The organism is Acetobacter sp. DsW_059 (assembly GCF_002153695.1).
In the GTDB taxonomy this organism is placed as follows: Bacteria; Pseudomonadota; Alphaproteobacteria; order Acetobacterales; family Acetobacteraceae; genus Acetobacter; species Acetobacter thailandicus.
In genome coordinates this window covers 1-17,309 of sequence record NZ_JOPI01000056.1, presented here as the reverse complement: position 1 = coordinate 17,309, position 17,309 = coordinate 1, and the positions used below count along the sequence as shown (strand labels likewise).

The following is a 17,309-nucleotide window of genomic DNA, read 5'->3' as shown; positions in this document are numbered from 1 at the left end:
CTGTCCGACCTGGACGACCGAAAAACATAAAGTCAGACTGCTTTATCGGCCTGTGCAGAACTCATCCCAGGCCTCCATGAGCCCACGGCGTTTCTCAAGTAAGTCACCTCTCCGGTAAGCAGCCTCAACCTTATTTTTTATTTCATGAGCGAGAGCCATTTCAGCAACCTCGGGAGAGAAATCGGTTTTTTCGGAAACCCAGTCCCGAAACGTGGATCTCAAGCCGTGAACAGTTACGTCCTTTGTTGCTGCTGCTTCATGCAGGGCTTCTGATATCGCAACGTCAGACAATGTTTTGCCGATCCTCTGACCAGGAAATACCCAGTCACCATTTCCTCTGTCACGCAAAGGCAAAAGCGACTTCAGAATACTGATTGCGCTATCAGTGAGCGGAACGGTGTGAGCACGCTTCATTTTCATGCGATGTGCCGGAATAGACCAAAGCTTATTATCAAGGTCAATTTCGCTCCATGGAGTTGCCCGCACAACACCAGGACGAAGAACTGTCAGACAATTAAAACGAACAGCTTTAGCAGGGACTCCAGGCATACTCTCAAGTATGCTCATGACCTTTTCGATCTGATCATAATGAACAGCACGATAGTGCTGAACATCCTTTATTTTTGAGGCCTGCGGCAAACGCGGCTCAAGATGACCATTCCAGCGAGCAGGATTATTGTGCTCATACCAGCCATGAGCCTTCGCGTAGTCGAAGATTTTTTCTATTCTTCCCCTGATGCGCGTAGCTGTCTCAGTTATATCCCGCCATATTTTATTGAGGATCTGAAAGACGTCATCATCGGAGACTTCGCAAACAGCTTTTTTTCCAATAGCCGGAAATACATGGTTCTGCAGAGAGTTTCTCCATGTAGCGGCACCCTTCTTATCTTTCCATTGTCCTTTGTGTTCTTCGATATACCTCAGAGCAACCTCTTTAAAACTCATTGATGCTGCTGCTTTTGCGATACGTTCACGATGCTCTTTTTTTCGTTGAGTAATGGGATCAATGCCATGATAAACCAACGACAGAATTTTCACCGCTTTCTCACGTGCTTCTTTGAGCGTGATGATTCTGGTGGATCCTATTCCCATTTGTCTGCGCCGTCCCGTATCCGCGTCTGTGTATCTGACAGACCAGGAGCGTGAACGGCCTCCACTTTTTATCGTCAGCATAAGATTATTGCCATCACTGTATTTGCCGTCTGGCAGCGTTTCGACTTCCCTGACGGTCAAAGATTTCTTTACGACTCTGCTCATGGGAAGAGACGCTAACGTACATGAATTCAGTCCACCAAGGAGCCCCCCGAGAAGGTCTGATTTATGGCGAACTCTGGCGAACTATTACGAACTTAAATTTCGAAATATTATTTATTATTAATGGTTTTTTTGAACTATTACGAACTATGGCGAATGATTAAAGAATGGACTTCCCCTCCGCCATTTTCTTAAAAACTCAAATTTTCTAAAACTATTTTCTCAGCTTTTCTCTGTGCTGACGAAGATATTTTTTTGATTTTCATTCAGATCACACCGGATAGATGCACCCTGCGATATGCCCAGCATCGGACAATATTTTACTATTAAGAATACCCTCAAAACTCATCACATATAAATTTTTACTCTATAAAACTCTTTACCTTCACCTATAAAAAAACTACCATACTCATAATTAAAAATATTTATTCTCCAAAACCCCTTTATATTTTAGATGGATCACAATATGCGTGCTTTAATAAGTTTTTTCATTGTCATTATAGCTTATATCGCAAGTCAGATTTATTATTTTTTCGGCATGAAAAAACGATAAATACTTCTTCTTCACTTACACCCACCTCCCAGCCACAGCAGCTCTTGCCAGCAGGCCGGACATTCACGAGATGCAGACCGTACTCTGAAGCGGGAGGCTTCTGTTTTGTAAAAATAAAGTTCTCAAACAAAGGCGGTTATATTTTTCTAATCTGCTACGACATGAGCTGATATAAACAGCCCGGTTCCGATATATTTTACAACTACTCCGGCATAATATTCACCTCATCTTTGTTAACGCCGTAAACACATTTCTTATTTTTGTAAGCCTCTTCTGCCTGGTGGTAATGCCTGTCTGAAATGCCACCAACAACAAGAGCATTCATCGTTTTAAGGGAATACACCACATCAAGGTGTAATTTTGTGGTCAGTGCCAGTAAGGAGCTCCGACATACAGCGCTGCCCTCATGATAGATAATCAGAGTGTTTTTGCCTTTTTCATTCTCATGACCTGAACAGGCAGATAAAAGCCACAAAAACACAGCGCTGATCATACGACACTTCATAATATTCACCATCACTCAGGCATGACGCCACAGACATCAGCAAACAACAGGGCTTATCGCCCTGTGTTATAAAACGTACCTTTGTGTAGCCTCTGTTCAATTTCCTCAAGTGTTGTACCGGCTGTTTCAGGCACAAAAGCCCATACAAAAATAAAAGACAGCACATTAATCAGGCCAAAAAGCCAGAAGGTGCCTGTTGTACCAAGTGCATTCACAAGCGTTAATGTAACAAGCGATACAACAGTATCAGACAACCAGACAGTTGCGCTGGCCAGGCCCATCGCTTTACCGCGTATTTCGAGCGGAAACACCTCTGAGGCAATCAGCCAGACAGCGACGGACAAAGACCCGAAATTGAAAAAGATATAACCTAGCAAAGCAGCAAGCATTACCACCATACGCAAACCGGCAATCGGCGCTGAACTGAGAAAAATGCTGCCCAGAACAAAAAGAGATAAAGCTGCAAAAGGCAACATAACCAGCAGCATCCGGCGTCGCCCGACACGGTCAATCAGGGCAATACCCATCATGGTTGTAATGGTCGAGGTCAGACCAATGCCAACAGAGGTCAGCAGAGCAGCAGAACTCCCAAGTCCGGCCTGAGCCAGAATAATGGGGGCATAATAAACAACGACATTAGGCCCTGAGAGCTGAGAGAGCGCAGCAACCCCTAAAGCCGCGATAAGAGCCGGGCGAACCCATGCCTGCTTTAGTCCACTCCAGCCGCTCTCACCTGTCTGCTGCTCATGTGCGCTAAGCAGGTCATCCAGCTCCTGCCGAACCGGGTCATGATGCCCACGCAGACGATATAAAACAGCAATCGCCCGCTCCTCCTCATGATTATGAAGAAGCCAGCGGGGACTTTCCGGCAAGAAAAACATACCCAAAGCAAGCAGGGCTGCAGGTATAACCCCGAGGTTAAACATCGTGCGCCAGCAATCAGGTGGCCCGGCAAGCTCGTATCCGGTAAAAAATGCAACAAGCAAACCAAGGGAAAAAACCATCTGAAACAACGAGACGAGGCTGCCGCGTAATTCTGCCGGGGCAAGCTCAGCCACATAAACAGGGATAATTTGTGTCGTTGCCCCGACAGCGCCCCCCAGAAACAACCTGGCAATAATAAGTGTTGTCTGATCAGGTGCGAAACCACACCCGAGGGAAGCCGCTATAAAAACAGCCGCCGCACAGATTGTCGTAAGGCGACGACCATACCGGTCAGCCACCGGCCCGCTGATCAGAGCCCCCGCAACAGCACCCAGGTTAAGTGCGGCTGCTATCCACTCCTGCCCTGCCGTTGAAAGGGAAAAACTGCGCGTCACATAAATAAGGGCTGAGGCAATAATACCGGTGTCATACCCAAAAAGAAGCCCGCCAATGGCAGCAATTGCTGCTGCCATAATCACGTAACGCCGGGCCTCGCGTGAGCGGTCCTGAAGATGGGCAAACTGCGGAAGCAGTTTTCTGATACGTGCCCTGATTAAAGAGTGACGATTATGCTCCTCCTGAGAGGCCGGATGTGATGCGGGCATGACATGGCCTTTCAGTCAGATGAAACACCAAAAATCTCCTGAAGGGTGTTCACCATCGCATCTTCATTAAGTTTACGGCCCAGCCACAGCTCTGCACCGATAACACCCTGATTAACCAGCATACCAAGGCCATCCAGCGTTATGCAGCCACGTGATTTTGCCTCACGCAGAAATTTTGTTGCCGGTGGATTAGGGATAACATCTGCCACCACGACTCCCTGTGACAATGTGCCGAGATCAACAGGAGGCAGTGCCTCTTTATCTCCCAGGCCAATCGAGGTGGCATTAATCACCACATCGGCGCCCTCCGGCACGGCAATATCACCCGACCAGGCAACAGCTTTTGCTTCACTTTTTGTATTTTTACGAATCAGCTCAGCAATAGCTTCTGCTTTTTCAGGCTTACGGTTGGCGATGGTAATATGCTTTGCACCGGCAAGGCCAAGTTCAACAGCAATGGCACGCGCCGCACCACCTGCACCAAGCAGCAGAATTTTCTTACCTGAAGGGTCAGTCACTTTCTTTAAGGAAGCCAGAAAGCCCTTACCATCAGTATTATTGCCGGTCAGCTTACCGTCACGGATGCTCACGCAGTTGACCGCACCAATAATGCTGGCTGATTCTGCAACCTCATCAAGATATTTAATCACTTCAACTTTATGGGGCAGCGAGCAGTTAAAACCCACCCACTCCATCGCCAGTGCACCTTTTACTGCACCTTCAAGATTTTCAGCTTTTACGTCACAGTTGATATACCGTGCATCGATACCATCATGCGCATAGGCAGCTTCCATCATGGCTACAGTTGGGTTATCCGCGCAGGGAGTTGAAAAAGATCCTGTCAGGATGGCGCGGAAATTTCTGTCTGTCATGAGATCGCTCCGGAAAGGTTAAAACTGCAACTTAAACCCCGTATCGCAATACATGATGAGTATGATGTCAAATAATTGTCGAACACATCCTGTTGAGGCGTGCAACTTTTTCACCACATAACACAGAAAGATACAGACGGAATGAACATTGCACCATCGCAGGGCTTATTATCTGCCACACTTATTCTTGGTGGTGCACGATCAGGCAAAAGTCGCCATGCAGAAGCACTGATAACTGCCCTTCCCGCCCCCTGGATCTATATTGCCACCGGGAGGGCCTTTGACGATGAAATGCGTGAGCGGATTGGCCATCATCAGGCCAGCCGGGCTGATGGCTGGCTGACTGAAGAAGAGCCTCTGAATATTGCCGCCTGCTTTAATAAATATGCCGACAAACCAGTGCTGCTTGACTGCCTGACATTATGGCTGACCAACCTGATTCTCGATGGCTGCGATACAGCACTGGCTACCCGACAGCTCATTGAATCACTGAAAAATCGTAAGGCTCCAGCCGTGCTGGTTGGCAATGAGGTGGGGCTTGGCATTGTGCCTGAAAATAAACTCGCCCGTCGTTTCAGAGATGAAGCCGGTCTGCTGCATCAGCAACTCGCCTTACATGTTGGCAAAGTTTTATTTGTGGCTGCCGGCCTGCCACTGACACTGAAAGACCAGCAACATCAAAATACCGGCCCTTTAATGCCCTGAAGGGCAAACTGGCCTGTAATTCACCACACCGCAGACAGACAGGAATAAACCCGCAGCCTCATCTGTCGTGACAAAAACCCGATACACATGCGATTCCCGATATATCTTGACATTAGATATATCGGGATATATATCGAAAATCATGAAACACAGAAAAAGACACGCAGGCGGTCGTCACCGCCACCACATGTTCTCCCCTGAAGGCGCAGAGCGCGGACACGGGCGTCACCATCGCCATCATCATGGCCGCGGCCATGGCGGCAGCCACCGCGAAGGGCGCGCCAGACTGTTTGATTATGGCGAGATCCGCCTCCTCACTCTCAGCCTGATCGCTGAAAAACCAACCTATGGATATGAACTGATTAAAACGATTGAAGAGGCCTCAGGCGGCAGCTACACGCCCAGCCCGGGTGTTATCTACCCAACACTTACCTGGCTTGAAGAAGCCGGCTACATTCACCCCACAACCGATGAAGGGCGTAAAAATTACGGCATCACCCCTGAAGGGGCCGCTTTTCTGACAGCAAACCAGGCAGCTCTGGAGGAAATTCGTTCACGCAGCGGGTCAGATGAACATGGCAGACGCCGCGACCTCTCAACCCCACTGATGCGGGCCATGAAAAACCTTAAAACAGCTCTGCGCCTTCGCCTGCGTGATGGTGGCCTGGATATTGAAGCTGAGCAGAAAATTATCGCTTTACTGGATGAGGCTGCCCAGACTATCAGCCAGGCCTGACCTCTGCTCTACCATAAGCATATGCTTATACCTGCTGGTATGGACGTTACACTATTTTCTTCCTAGCATGGCACTGATTAACGACATTCTGTTCGTAAAACCCACTGCCGACGGGTCGTGTCACCCATGTTAAGGACCAGAGAAATGTCAGACCAACTTCTTAACGTCCAGCTTCTGATATCTGGCAAATGGCAGGATGCTGCCGATGGCCGGACCTTCCCTGTTCAGGACCCCGCAACAGGCGAAGTCATTGGCAAAGCGGCTTATGCTTCAAAGTCTGAGCTGGCTCTGGTCGCTGAGGGCGCGCAAAAAGGCTTTGCTGCATGGCGTGCTCTTTCCGCCTGGGACCGTTTTGTTATTATGCGTCGCGCTGCAGAATTACTGCGTGAGAGAGCAGAATCAATAGGCAGCATTCTCAGCCGTGAGCAGGGCAAACCGCTCGCCCAGGCTGTTATAGAAATACAGGCCGCAGCAAATGTTATCGAATATTTCGGTGAAGAAGGCCGCCGCCTTAATGACACGCTGGTACCAGCCCGCGAGGCTGACATTGAGCAGCGCGTGCTGCACCGCCCCGTTGGCGTTGTCGCTGCCTTCACACCATGGAACTTCCCGGTTAATCAGATTGCCCGTAAACTTGGCGCCGCACTGGGAGCCGGGTGCTCAGTTATTGTCAAAGCCCCTGAAGATACTCCGGCTTCTCCGGCTGAACTCCTGCGCACATTCCTCGATGCAGGTATTCCGGCAGGAGTTGTTTCCCTCGTTTATGGTAACCCTGCAGAAATTTCAGAATATCTGATTGCACATCCGGTTGTCAGAAAAATCTCCTTCACCGGGTCAACACCGGTCGGCAAACATCTGGCAGCCCTTGCCGGAGCACAGATGAAGCCCGTAACAATGGAGCTGGGAGGGCATGCTCCCGTTATCATCTGCGCCGATGCTGACCTGGATGCCGCGGCTGAACGCCTGTGCGCTGCCAAATTCCGCAATGCCGGGCAGGTATGTATTTCTCCGACACGCTTTATGGTCGACCGCACTGTCGTTAAAGCCTTCACTGAAAAACTTAAGGCTCGCATGAGCGCACTTAAAACAGGGCGCGGCCTTGATGCTGGTGTAACCCTGGGCCCGCTGGTTAATGAGCGTCGTCTTAACGCCATTAAAGAACTTGTTGAAGATGCTCGTCAGCACGGTGCGACGATCTGGCAGCCTGATGTTTCACTGCCTTCATCTGGTTATTTTCACCCTCCGGTCCTGGTCATTAACCCGGAAGAAACTGCGCGCATCCTGCACGAGGAACCTTTTGGGCCCGTTATTATTCTCACAGAATTTACCACACTGGCAGAGGCTGTTGCTGAAGCAAACCGCCTGCCCTATGGCCTTGCAGCCTACGCATATACACGTGATGAACGCACGCAGCGTTTGCTGGGAGAAAAAATAGAAGCCGGGATGGTCTCCATTAACTACTCCGGCCTTGGACTGCCTGAAGTGCCATTTGGTGGCATTAAAGACTCAGGCTATGGCACTGAGGGAGGCCCGGAGGCATTGCGGGCGCATACTTACCTTAAGCTCGTGACAAGCAAACAGGCTCCTGCTGATTTTTAAGCCCGCCGAACCAGGCCCCTGTTAAACTCAGGGCCTGACGTCATGTTCGCCGTTCACAGGTTTACCGATAAAGTAACCTGTGAACAGAGCGTGGTTGCTGACCTGAACTGCCATATAACAGCATCAAAAGCACTGCCTGCATTATTTCGATGCACTTAAAGCTGCCAGCACAAGGCATTCGGTTATCGTCGCTGTCGCCCCCAGCACGTCACCTGTATAACCACCAAAATTTTTATATGCCGTCATGGCCATAATCCCGAGGGAGAAAAATGGCATCAGCAGTGGTAATATCAGAGCAGAAAAAACGGGGGAATAAGCCGCATTCCACCAGTAAACCCAGCAAGCAATACTCATGACACTACAGGTCTGAGCAAACAGAAAAGGAATAAGCGGCACAGGAGAAAGCAGGCGGGCAAGGCCATTATTACGGGCAGGAGAAAGCACTACAGGCACCCAGATCAGGGTTGCACGGGCGAGTAGCCCTGAACACATTAAAGCCGGAATAAGAGCCGTTGCCGGTAAAACTGAGAGCGCGCCGACTTTTGTCAGCACACTCAGACACAAAGCAAGCACGCCATAACTGCCAATGTGGCTGTCACGCATAATATCAAGCTTGTGCTCACGTGTACGGGCACCGTAACTATCAGCCATATCGGCCAGCCCGTCATCATGAAAGCCACCTGTCAGGGCCACCTGTGCGGCAAGCGTCAAAGTAACTGCTGGCCAGGGTGCAATATGCATAATGGCTTCAAGAAACCACCCCACGATCCCGCCGGCAAACCCTGTGAAGGCTCCGACAAAAGGCCAGAGCCAGAGTGAGCGTGCCAGTGGCCAGGGGCGTTTATCAGCCCGCTGTGCTCTGGTAAGCAGCCAGAACACAGGCAGCCTTGTAAAAAGACTTAACGCGCAGGCCAGATCCTGACGGAGCTGATTCAAAACATTCATCGCCGCTTTGTCACAGAGGCTTCTGAGAAAGTTGCCATTTTTGTGTGACAGGCAACAGCGGCTCTCAGAACAGGAATAGCAAGGGCTGCGCCTGACCCTTCACCCAGACGCATATCAAGCGACAGCAAAGGTGTAAGCCCGACAGCCTGTGCAAGGCGCGCATGCCCCGCTTCGGCTGAACAATGGGCCAGCCATGTATGGGCCAGCCCCTGGGGATTAAGCTTAAACAGCGGGGCAACTGCTGCAGTGCAAACATAACCGTCAAGCAGAACAGGCACTGAGAGATGGCGGGCAGCCAGTGTTGCTCCCATAATAGCTGCCAGCTCATACCCCCCTGCCCGGCGTGCCAGCTCAAGCGGAGAGGTACTTTCTGCCGTGTGCAAGGCACGGGCGGTATCAACAACAGCAGCTTTGCGTTTAACACCGTCATCATCAAGGCCGGTGCCGCGGCCGCTCCATAAAAGACTGTCACCCCCAAATAACAGAGCCGCCAGGGCAGCGGCGGCTGTCGTATTCCCGATACCCATTTCACCAAGGCACACAAGGCTGCTATCGTGAGGCACGCTGTTGTAACCGGTATTGACCGCGTGCAAAAACGCCTGTTCTGTCATAGCAGGAGCCAGGGTGAAATCAGCAGTCGGTGTCAGTTCTGCGACAGGAATAACCGAAAGAGCAGCCTGGGAAACCTGCGCAATCTGATTAATCGCAGCACCGCCATGCCTGAAGTTTTGAACCATTTGCGTTGTGACTTCAGCAGACCATGGGGAAACATTTTGAGCGACCACACCATGGTTACCGGCAAAAATCAGAATATTCACTTTACTGAGTTGTGGAAGAGACTTTTTTTGCCAGGTTCCAAGCCATGATGTCAGCTTTTCAAGCTGCCCCAGGCTGCCTGCTGGCTTGGTAAGAGTACCTTCACGACGGGCTATAGCCTCCTGCGCTGACAGGTCGGGCCCGGGCAGCGTAAGGCAGACATCATGCAGGTCTGTCAGGCTGGAGAAAGGCTGAGAAAGAAGCGGCTGTGAGAAAGAGGACATATTATCGTGTTTCAGGCATTCAGCTATGTGTAACGTATCAGGGGCACAATACAGCAAACCCGCCTGTGGGCATAATGGGCCTTACATATTCTGCAGAACTCTGTTCTCAGCCGACACATCTATCGTATTCAGGCCATTACCCGGCGGTCATGATTACACAAGCTCAAACATTTCAGTAAAACAAAGACTTTTGGACAATCAGAAAGTGCTGTGATCTGACTGCTCCCACGCCTTCAGTGCATCTGACAAACGCAGCCATGCCGGCTCAGATGCTGGCAGGCCAATGCGCAGACGATCACAAAAACCTGAGAAAATACGTGTCACGATACCAGACTGACACAGATGCTCCCAAAGCCTTAACGCATAAGGTGTTATCACCAGCGTAAAAAGTGCACACTCTCCGACACAGACCAGACCTGCACTGGTCAGCAAAGCAACCAGGCGGGCATGATCCTGACGCACGCGTGCAGCGGCATCATGCTTCCATGCCTCATCAGCCAGAGCGACTTTACCAATATGAAGCGCGACAGAACCCACCGGCCAGCTGCCCTGCACATGGCGTACCTGTGCTGCGACCTCCTCTGATGCCAGTAAAAACCCAAGCCTGACACCAGGCAAACCATAAGTTTTGCCAAATGAACGCAGCACCAGAACAGAAGAAGAAGATGGCAACAGTGCAGTTGCACTCTCTTTTTCAAAATCAGCGAAAGCTTCATCAACTATAAGAAAACTATTATTTTCCTCACAATGCTCAGCCAGAGTGCGTAACCAGCTTAAAGAAACAATCCGCCCATCAGGATTATTGGGATTGCAGACCACACATACCGTGCCCGGTTGTAAGGCTGCCTGCAAACAGGCATCAGGCTCCTGCACGCACTGCACAGTGACACGCCCCTGCTGACGCCAGGCCTGCTCATGCCCTGAATAAGTCGGGCCTGAAATACACACATGCCGGACAGGAAGTACATAAGGCAGTAATGCAATAAGGCTCTGACTCCCGGCACCTGCCACAACCATAGACGCCGAAGGCACACCATAAGCCCGCGCAGCACTCTGAGACAAAGCCTCTTCTTCATCCTGCTCAGGCAGGCGGGTCAGCTGTGCCACATCAGGAAATGTGCAGGGGTAGGCATACGGGCTGATACCTGTTGAAAGGTCATAATACGGCTCAGGCGCATGAGGAAAATTCTGCATCACAGCACGAGCCTGCCCGCCATGGGCAGGTAAGCGGATACCCCCGGCAGATATAGCCCCGGCTCTGCATTGCGTGATAGAGGGTGTCGTCTCTGCCCCGGGGCGTTCTGCCTCAAACTGTGAGCCTGCTGCACGCATGTTGCTTTTTCCTCTTACTGTCACGCTGCCCGTTGCTGCTCTGTCGGCTGTTACCGAAAGTCTGGCTGGCTACCCCGCCCCTCTGTTTCGCGCCATAGGTCACCCTGTGGTGTGGGCTGGTGCCCTGATAAACAAGCTTGACCAGACCTTCAACCACCCGGAGGAATCAGAAGCCCGGCGCAGGCTGGCAGGCTTTGTCGCTCTGTTTATTCTGCTGGCTGTTACACTGGGCATAACCGGGCTGGCTCTTAAAATCGGTGATCATTTTTTATCCCCCTCCCTCATGCTCATTGCACAGGCTATCGCCACAACAACACTGGTGGCGCAGAAATCTCTGTGGACTCATGTGTATGCCGTGTTCAGGGCACTACAAAATGACGGGCTGACGGGTGGCAGGCAGGCTGTAAGCCAGATTGTCGGTCGTGATACTACAGTGCTGGATGAAGCCGGGATTGTCAGGGCGGCTCTGGAAAGTCTGGCTGAAAATTTCTCTGACGGTGTCGTTGCCCCCCTGTTCTGGGCTGCATTATTTGGCTTACCTGGTGCCGTGTTTTATAAAACTGTCAACACAGCTGACAGCATGATAGGCCACCTGACACCACGTTATGCCGCATTTGGCATGGCCTCAGCCAGACTTGATGACCTGATTAACCTGCCAGCCTCACGCCTCGCAGCCCTTTGCATTATACTGGCTGCCCCTCACGGACAGCGCAGAGAAGCATGGCGGGCAGTATGGCGTGATGCACGCAAACACCGCTCACCCAATGCCGGCTGGCCAGAAGCTGCTATGGCGGGTGCCCTCACCCTCCGTCTGGCCGGGCCACGCAGCTATAGTGGCAAAGAAGTGCCTGACCACTGGATGGGCAACGGCACAGCACAGGCTACAGCATCAGACCTGAAACGAGGGCTCAGCGTATATCGCCGTGCCTGTGGCCTGCTGATAATCTTCTTGCTGAGTGCGGCACTTAGCGGCATGATGATGGGATGAGCGACCCAAATTTTTCCGCAGCATTTCGTCAGGATCTGGATAAACTTTTTGAATGGCGGCGTGATGTTCGTCATTTCAGAACAGATCCGGTGCCCGAACATATTCTGGAAGACCTGCTGCACACGGCCTGCCGTGCTCCGTCGGTCGGCCTGAGCGAGCCATGGCGCTTTGTACGCGTTGAAAGCCCGCAGCGCCGCGCTGGTATACGCAATAATTTTGCCCGCAGTAATGCTCTTGCCCTTGATGGCCGCAATGGTGACGACGCACAGCGTTATGCGTCGCTCAAACTTGCCGGGCTTGATGAAGCTCCGCACCATATTGCTGTTTTTTGCGACACAAACCCGGCACAGGGGCGTGGTCTGGGTCGTGCCACCATGCCCGAGACCACAACATGGTCTGCCGTTATGGCAATTTATACCTTCTGGCTAAGTGCCGCAGCTCAGGGGATTGGCCTGGGGTGGGTTTCTATCCTCGACCCGGATGATGCCGCCTCTGTCCTGAGTGTAGAGCCTGACTGGCAGTTTCTGGCCTATCTCTGTGTTGGTTACCCTAAACAACATGCCAGCACCCCTGAGCTTGAACGCCAGGGATGGGAGCAGCGTAACCCGGCCCGCCGCCGGTGGATTTACCGTTAACACTCTTTTCCTCTTTTTAAAAAAGGTAAGACGTTATGAGCAAAATCAGCATTGTTTACCATTCTGGCTACGGGCACACCAAAGTCGTTGCCGACCACATTGCAAAGGGTTCAGGCGGCGCGCTGGTTATCATTGATGCCAATGGTGATATCACTGAGGCAGACTGGGAGACACTCAACAGCTCAGACGCCATTATTATGGGTGCCCCGACTTATATGGGTAATGTTAGCTGGCAGTTTAAAAAATTCGCTGATGCAACGTCGAAAATCTGGTTTACAGGCGGCTGGAAAGATAAAATTTTTGGCGGTTTTACAAACTCAGCCAGCCCCAGTGGTGACAAGCAGGTTTCTCTCATTTATCTGCAAACACTTGCCTCACAGCATGGTGGTATATGGGTCAGTCTGGGCCTGCCTCCCTCTAATACCAAGGCAGCAACCTCTGACGACACAAACAACCTGGGTGGCTCAGTAGGCCTGCTGGTACGTTCGCCCGCTGATGCCAGCGTGGATGAAGTGCATAAAGGCGACCTGCTTACAGCAGAGCTCTATGGCAGACGTATTGCTGACATCACATCACGCCTGAAATAATTACCTCTCCTCACTGTTTTCCCGCACCGGCTTCGTGCGGGAAATACACTTACTGACGAGGACAATACGATGACACGCCCTCCCCTTCCTCCCTTTACGGCTGAAACTGCCACACTCAAAGTCAGCGCCGCAGAAGATGCCTGGAACAGCCAGAACCCTCAGCAGGTTGCTCTGGCCTATACACCCGACTCAGTGTGGAGAAACCGTGACCAGTTCATTACAGGGCGTGTCGCAATAGAGGCTTTTCTTACGCATAAATGGAACACTGAGCATGATTACCGGCTGATTAAAGAACTGTGGAGCTTTCATGATAATCGTATAGCCGTACGTTTTGCCTATGAATGGCATGATGAAAGCGGACAATGGTTTCGCTCATACGGCAATGAAAACTGGGAGTTTGATGCAACCGGCCTTATGCAGCGCCGCTTTGCCTCTATTAATGACCTCCATATTACTAAAGCAGACCGTAAAATGCACTGGCAGGGCAACCGCCGCCCTGACGATTACCCCTCCCTCTCAGCTCTCGGCCTGTAACGGCGAATATGACGCTTCAGGTCATAACTCTGAGTATTTATCCGGTTAAGGCCTTACGCGCTCTCGACTGCTCCTCCGTCTCCATACGCTTCTGGGGAGCAGAGGGGGACCGCCGCTGGGTTATTACTCAACCCGACGGCACTTTTATAACGCAGCGCACAGTGCCTGCTCTGGCACGTGTGCAGGCACACCCAACGGCAACAGGACTGGTGCTGACATGTGAAGGCTCTGCACCCTGCACTGTTACCTGCCCTGCATCTGACATACCCGTCAAAACAGTACGTGTATGGAAAGACCTTATTAACGCACGGGACGCAGGTGACCTGGCGGCTGACTGGCTCACCCTACATACACAGACAGCCTGCCGCCTGATGTATATGCACAACCCCGATCAGGCGCGCATACGCACCATTGAACAAAACCCGGTGCCAGTCTCATTTGCCGATGGCTACCCGCTGCTGATTGCAACCGAAGCATCGCTCGCTGATCTTAACGCCCGCCTGAAACAGCCTGTGCCTATGACCCGCTTCAGGCCCAATATCGTCATTGCAGGAGCCGAACCATGGGCTGAAGATTGCTGGCGCAGGCTGCGTATTGGCACAGCCATTTTGCGCATCAGCAAGCCCTGTGCACGCTGTATCGTCACCACAACCGACCAGGAACATGGCGATATACCAGACAAAAAAGAGCCACTTCGCACACTCGCAAAATTTCATCGTACGGCTGAAGGCATCATGTTTGCTCAAAATGCCATTGTCGAGCAGGAAGGCCACATGACCGTCGGTGATATTGCTGATGTACTCGAAGAAGGCCCCTCTAACCTGTTACCCTGAAGATACTGGTCTTTTCCTTTTAAGAGTTGTTATGTTATAACATATCATATAGAGTAAGCAGACCAAAATCTGATGGACCGTGTCTGCTATGCTTAAAAAACTTCCGGTAACAGTGCTCTCAGGCTTTTTGGGAGCGGGCAAAACAACACTGCTCAACCATATCCTCAATAATCGCGAAGGGCGGAAAGTCGCCGTGATTGTGAATGATATGAGCGATGTTAATATTGATGCTGATCTGATACGCAGCGGCAGTGACCTCTCCCGCACAAATGAAACCCTTGTAGAAATGAGCAACGGCTGCATTTGCTGCACTCTGCGTGATGACCTGCTTCAGGAAGTACGCCGGCTGGCAGAGGAAGAACGCTTTGATTATCTGCTGATTGAATCAACAGGAATTGCAGAACCACTCCCCGTTGCTGCAACTTTTGAATTTCGCGATGAAGCCGGTGAAAGTCTCTCTGATATTGCCCGCCTTGATACGATGGTCACGGTAGTGGATGCCGTAAACCTGCTGCAGGACTATAGCTCGACCGATTTTTTGCGTGACAGAGGTGAAACAGCCGGTGAGGAAGATGACCGTGCTCTGGTTGACCTGCTGGTTGAACAGATAGAATTTGCCGATATTATCGTTCTTAACAAAATATCAGCCGCAACACCTGAGCAACGGCTAACAGCCAGACAAATTATTCAGGCACTGAACGCCGATGCCAGAATTATCGAAACGGACCAGGGCGCAGTTTCATGCGCTGACATTCTCAATACTCAGCTCTTTGACTACGACAAAGCCCACCAGCATCCGCTATGGTATAAAGAGCTCTCAGATTTTGAAAATCATACGCCTGAGACAGAAGAATACGGTATCAGCACATTTGTCTGGCGGGCCCGCCACCCGCTTATACCTGAACGATTTAAAGCTTTCATTGACAGCATATGGCCAGGCGTCATTCGGGCTAAAGGACATTTCTGGCTGGCAACGCGCCCCCAGTGGGTTGGAGAACTGGGGCAGGCAGGTGCTCTTGTGCGCACACAGGCACTGGGACGCTGGTGGGTTACGGTTCCTGAAAGCTACTGGCCTGAAGACGAAGAATCAAAAAATACGATCATTTCAAAATGGGATCCGCTTTACGGCGATCGTCGTCAGGAGATCGTCTTTATCGGCACCGGGGAGATGAACGAGGCAGAAATTACCCGTGCCCTCAACACCTGCCTGGCGCCGCAACCCGCCACAAAGCAATACGACCCCTTACACCTGTCATATTTGCCAGACCCCTTCCCTCTGTGGGGCGTGCAGGAAAGTGCAGAACATGCCTGACATCTTAGCAGATAACGAGCGAACACTACGCCACGAAATGTGGCACCGCTATAATGGCGATGACTGGGCTGCGTTTGATGCCCTGCCTCCGGCTGTTCGGGCGAGAGTGACCCGGCACAGTTATGATGCATGGTCAGTGAATGTGATGATGCTATGGCGACACTACAAGCGTATTTACGGGCGCACTCCACGCGCCGAGCGCGCGCTCATTAAGTATCTGGATTACTGTGAACGTCTGGAGCGGGAGGCTTTTGCCTCACGTTATAACGAAGTCTACGGAGCAGTGCTGCCACATGATGCCGCCGAGGCAAGCGTGCTCAGATAAAAGAAAGAAAAAACTGCCTCGTCCCATCAGGCTAAAACGTGCTCTTACTTTTATCATGTTACAGGCCAACGAGCTTTCTTTACCAGGCTCAGGATTCATTCTCTGAGATAGAATCTGAAACTTGCTGTGATGTGAATTGCAGACATGAATGTATAAGCGCAGCGGTCATATCTGGTCGCAACACGTCGCCGGGCTGTCAACTTTGCGAATATATTTTCGATCAGATGGCACTTTTTATACAGGTGCTATTTGGTCATTTTTCTATGACAGGATAGTGGGTTGCAACAGAGAGCATGACCGTTCTTATCCTTGAAATTTTAATAAGTATCGACCTCATATTGCCGAAAAAACGCACACAGGCGGAAAGCCAACTTAGTATAGACCCCACCTGTGCACATATAGAGTAAATAATTAATAAATTTTTTTAGAAATTATTTAAATACTCCTTGATATTTTATCAATTTCCTTAAGAAGTAGTGGGATTCTATATTCACCAACCATAGAATTTATATATTTTTTTGCCATTTCAAGAGGAATACCTAAGCATGTAATATAAAGTGGTGAAAGGCTTTGACCACGAAAAATAAAACATTCTTCCGGAGTATCCTTGAATTTACTTTTGGCTACACCGATGACAGGAATGCGTTGATTAAGCTCTTCATACAGATGAGCACCAAGGCCTTTTTTCATATCAGAACCAAGAGTGACATAACCATCTATAATAATAACTTCAATCGGTTCTGAAATTTTATAAATTAACTTTTTAAGGCAAGGCAATTCTCTCTGATAAAAGCTGCCAGGCTCATATGGCAAAACGTCATCACAATCACAATTATAAACTTTACAGAAAGCAGAATCAGTCCATGACTGAAATAACCCTCCAGAAACTTTTGCTTTTTTATTAAAATAATAAGCATCTATACATAAAATCATTGATTTACACAAAAAATTCAATTTTTGAAATAAACATTTCATATAAATCTGGGCATTCTTTTTTTAATTTTTCCTCAAAAAAAGTACCATAA

At 50.4% G+C, this 17,309-nt stretch carries 18 protein-coding genes; 10 read left to right on the top strand and 8 right to left on the bottom strand.

The features are described from left to right. Positions 1–42: 42 nt before the first annotated feature. From HK25_RS10980 to aroE, 4 genes are all read right to left on the bottom strand, one after another. Positions 43–1,257: a phage integrase central domain-containing protein gene (locus HK25_RS10980; protein WP_086636220.1), complete on the bottom strand. Its 1,215-nt coding sequence runs from the start codon at positions 1,255–1,257 to the stop codon at positions 43–45. A gap of 752 nt (positions 1,258–2,009) precedes the next feature. Continuing rightward, a complete protein-coding gene (locus HK25_RS10975) occupies positions 2,010–2,312 on the bottom strand; it encodes a hypothetical protein (RefSeq protein WP_143295991.1) in 303 nt (100 codons plus the stop codon). A gap of 53 nt (positions 2,313–2,365) precedes the next feature. Further along, the gene (locus HK25_RS10970; protein ID WP_086636218.1) at positions 2,366–3,841 is read right to left on the bottom strand and encodes a sugar porter family MFS transporter; all 1,476 of its coding nucleotides are present in this window, start codon (positions 3,839–3,841) and stop codon (positions 2,366–2,368) included. Positions 3,842–3,852: 11 nt separating this feature from the next. Next, positions 3,853–4,713, bottom strand: coding sequence for a shikimate dehydrogenase (aroE, locus tag HK25_RS10965; protein ID WP_086636217.1), 861 nt, complete (start codon positions 4,711–4,713; stop codon positions 3,853–3,855). A 141-nt stretch (positions 4,714–4,854) separates the two neighbouring features. Between aroE and cobU the strand changes: the two genes are divergently transcribed. The 3 genes from cobU (at position 4,855) to HK25_RS10950 (ending at position 7,753) form a co-directional block, all read left to right on the top strand. Next, positions 4,855–5,418 (top strand): bifunctional adenosylcobinamide kinase/adenosylcobinamide-phosphate guanylyltransferase, encoded by a 564-nt coding sequence (cobU, locus tag HK25_RS10960; RefSeq protein ID WP_086636216.1) that lies wholly within the window; start codon positions 4,855–4,857, stop codon positions 5,416–5,418. Between the two features lie 142 nt (positions 5,419–5,560). Next, positions 5,561–6,154: a PadR family transcriptional regulator gene (locus HK25_RS10955; protein ID WP_086636215.1), complete on the top strand. Its 594-nt coding sequence runs from the start codon at positions 5,561–5,563 to the stop codon at positions 6,152–6,154. 144 nt (positions 6,155–6,298) lie between these two features. Continuing rightward, a complete protein-coding gene (locus HK25_RS10950; RefSeq protein WP_086636214.1) occupies positions 6,299–7,753 on the top strand; it encodes an NAD-dependent succinate-semialdehyde dehydrogenase in 1,455 nt (484 codons plus the stop codon). A gap of 141 nt (positions 7,754–7,894) precedes the next feature. Here the strand turns inward: HK25_RS10950 and cobS are convergent, their stop codons facing one another. The 3 genes from cobS to cobD all read right to left on the bottom strand — a co-directional run bounded on the left by cobS (position 7,895) and on the right by cobD (position 11,070). Further along, positions 7,895–8,698, bottom strand: coding sequence for an adenosylcobinamide-GDP ribazoletransferase (gene cobS / locus HK25_RS10945; protein ID WP_086636213.1), 804 nt, complete (start codon positions 8,696–8,698; stop codon positions 7,895–7,897). Continuing rightward, positions 8,695–9,738, bottom strand: a complete 1,044-nt coding sequence (gene cobT / locus HK25_RS10940) for a nicotinate-nucleotide--dimethylbenzimidazole phosphoribosyltransferase (RefSeq protein ID WP_086636250.1) — start codon at positions 9,736–9,738, stop codon at positions 8,695–8,697. The genes cobS and cobT overlap by 4 nt, the downstream gene beginning before the upstream one ends. Before the next feature lie 198 nt (positions 9,739–9,936). After that, the gene (cobD, locus tag HK25_RS10935; protein WP_086636212.1) at positions 9,937–11,070 is read right to left on the bottom strand and encodes a threonine-phosphate decarboxylase CobD; all 1,134 of its coding nucleotides are present in this window, start codon (positions 11,068–11,070) and stop codon (positions 9,937–9,939) included. Here cobD and cbiB point away from each other — a divergent pair. The 7 genes from cbiB (at position 11,069) to HK25_RS10900 (ending at position 16,284) form a co-directional block, all read left to right on the top strand. Beyond that, positions 11,069–12,058, top strand: a complete 990-nt coding sequence (cbiB, locus tag HK25_RS10930; RefSeq protein ID WP_086636211.1) for an adenosylcobinamide-phosphate synthase CbiB — start codon at positions 11,069–11,071, stop codon at positions 12,056–12,058. The two genes, cobD and cbiB, sit on opposite strands and share 2 nt — an antisense overlap. After that, positions 12,055–12,693 (top strand): 5,6-dimethylbenzimidazole synthase, encoded by a 639-nt coding sequence (gene bluB / locus HK25_RS10925; protein ID WP_086555339.1) that lies wholly within the window; start codon positions 12,055–12,057, stop codon positions 12,691–12,693. Before cbiB ends, bluB begins: the two co-directional genes overlap by 4 nt. Positions 12,694–12,728: 35 nt before the next feature. Next, positions 12,729–13,280, top strand: coding sequence for a flavodoxin family protein (locus HK25_RS10920; protein ID WP_086555338.1), 552 nt, complete (start codon positions 12,729–12,731; stop codon positions 13,278–13,280). A 69-nt stretch (positions 13,281–13,349) separates the two neighbouring features. Next, complete coding sequence (locus tag HK25_RS10915; RefSeq protein ID WP_086636210.1) at positions 13,350–13,814, top strand: nuclear transport factor 2 family protein; 465 nt, start codon at positions 13,350–13,352, stop codon at positions 13,812–13,814. 8 nt (positions 13,815–13,822) lie between these two features. Then, a complete protein-coding gene (locus tag HK25_RS10910) occupies positions 13,823–14,647 on the top strand; it encodes an MOSC domain-containing protein (RefSeq protein WP_086636209.1) in 825 nt (274 codons plus the stop codon). Positions 14,648–14,735: 88 nt separating this feature from the next. Continuing rightward, positions 14,736–15,959, top strand: coding sequence for a GTP-binding protein (locus tag HK25_RS10905; RefSeq protein ID WP_086555335.1), 1,224 nt, complete (start codon positions 14,736–14,738; stop codon positions 15,957–15,959). Next, complete coding sequence (locus HK25_RS10900) at positions 15,952–16,284, top strand: DUF6525 family protein (protein WP_086636208.1); 333 nt, start codon at positions 15,952–15,954, stop codon at positions 16,282–16,284. Before HK25_RS10905 ends, HK25_RS10900 begins: the two co-directional genes overlap by 8 nt. Positions 16,285–16,719: 435 nt before the next feature. Here HK25_RS10900 and HK25_RS10890 read toward each other — a convergent pair whose 3' ends face one another. Beyond that, positions 16,720–17,259, bottom strand: a complete 540-nt coding sequence (locus HK25_RS10890; protein ID WP_198943257.1) for an endonuclease V — start codon at positions 17,257–17,259, stop codon at positions 16,720–16,722. Positions 17,260–17,309: the final 50 nt, after the last annotated feature.

Excerpts from the sequence above, each read along its gene's own strand:
- HK25_RS10980 (WP_086636220.1), bottom strand. The coding sequence starts at position 1,257 with ATGAGCAGAGTCGTAAAGAAATCTTTGACCGTCAGGGAAGTCGAAACG.
- HK25_RS10975 (WP_143295991.1), bottom strand. The coding sequence starts at position 2,312 with ATGAAGTGTCGTATGATCAGCGCTGTGTTTTTGTGGCTTTTATCTGCC.
- HK25_RS10970 (WP_086636218.1), bottom strand. The coding sequence starts at position 3,841 with ATGCCCGCATCACATCCGGCCTCTCAGGAGGAGCATAATCGTCACTCT.
- aroE (WP_086636217.1), bottom strand. The coding sequence starts at position 4,713 with ATGACAGACAGAAATTTCCGCGCCATCCTGACAGGATCTTTTTCAACT.
- cobU (WP_086636216.1), top strand. The coding sequence starts at position 4,855 with ATGAACATTGCACCATCGCAGGGCTTATTATCTGCCACACTTATTCTT.
- HK25_RS10955 (WP_086636215.1), top strand. The coding sequence starts at position 5,561 with ATGAAACACAGAAAAAGACACGCAGGCGGTCGTCACCGCCACCACATG.
- HK25_RS10950 (WP_086636214.1), top strand. The coding sequence starts at position 6,299 with ATGTCAGACCAACTTCTTAACGTCCAGCTTCTGATATCTGGCAAATGG.
- cobS (WP_086636213.1), bottom strand. The coding sequence starts at position 8,698 with ATGAATGTTTTGAATCAGCTCCGTCAGGATCTGGCCTGCGCGTTAAGT.
- cobT (WP_086636250.1), bottom strand. The coding sequence starts at position 9,738 with ATGTCCTCTTTCTCACAGCCGCTTCTTTCTCAGCCTTTCTCCAGCCTG.
- cbiB (WP_086636211.1), top strand. The coding sequence starts at position 11,069 with ATGTTGCTTTTTCCTCTTACTGTCACGCTGCCCGTTGCTGCTCTGTCG.
- cobD (WP_086636212.1), bottom strand. The coding sequence starts at position 11,070 with ATGCGTGCAGCAGGCTCACAGTTTGAGGCAGAACGCCCCGGGGCAGAG.
- bluB (WP_086555339.1), top strand. The coding sequence starts at position 12,055 with ATGAGCGACCCAAATTTTTCCGCAGCATTTCGTCAGGATCTGGATAAA.
- HK25_RS10920 (WP_086555338.1), top strand. The coding sequence starts at position 12,729 with ATGAGCAAAATCAGCATTGTTTACCATTCTGGCTACGGGCACACCAAA.
- HK25_RS10915 (WP_086636210.1), top strand. The coding sequence starts at position 13,350 with ATGACACGCCCTCCCCTTCCTCCCTTTACGGCTGAAACTGCCACACTC.
- HK25_RS10910 (WP_086636209.1), top strand. The coding sequence starts at position 13,823 with ATGACGCTTCAGGTCATAACTCTGAGTATTTATCCGGTTAAGGCCTTA.
- HK25_RS10905 (WP_086555335.1), top strand. The coding sequence starts at position 14,736 with ATGCTTAAAAAACTTCCGGTAACAGTGCTCTCAGGCTTTTTGGGAGCG.
- HK25_RS10900 (WP_086636208.1), top strand. The coding sequence starts at position 15,952 with ATGCCTGACATCTTAGCAGATAACGAGCGAACACTACGCCACGAAATG.
- HK25_RS10890 (WP_198943257.1), bottom strand. The coding sequence starts at position 17,259 with ATGAAATGTTTATTTCAAAAATTGAATTTTTTGTGTAAATCAATGATT.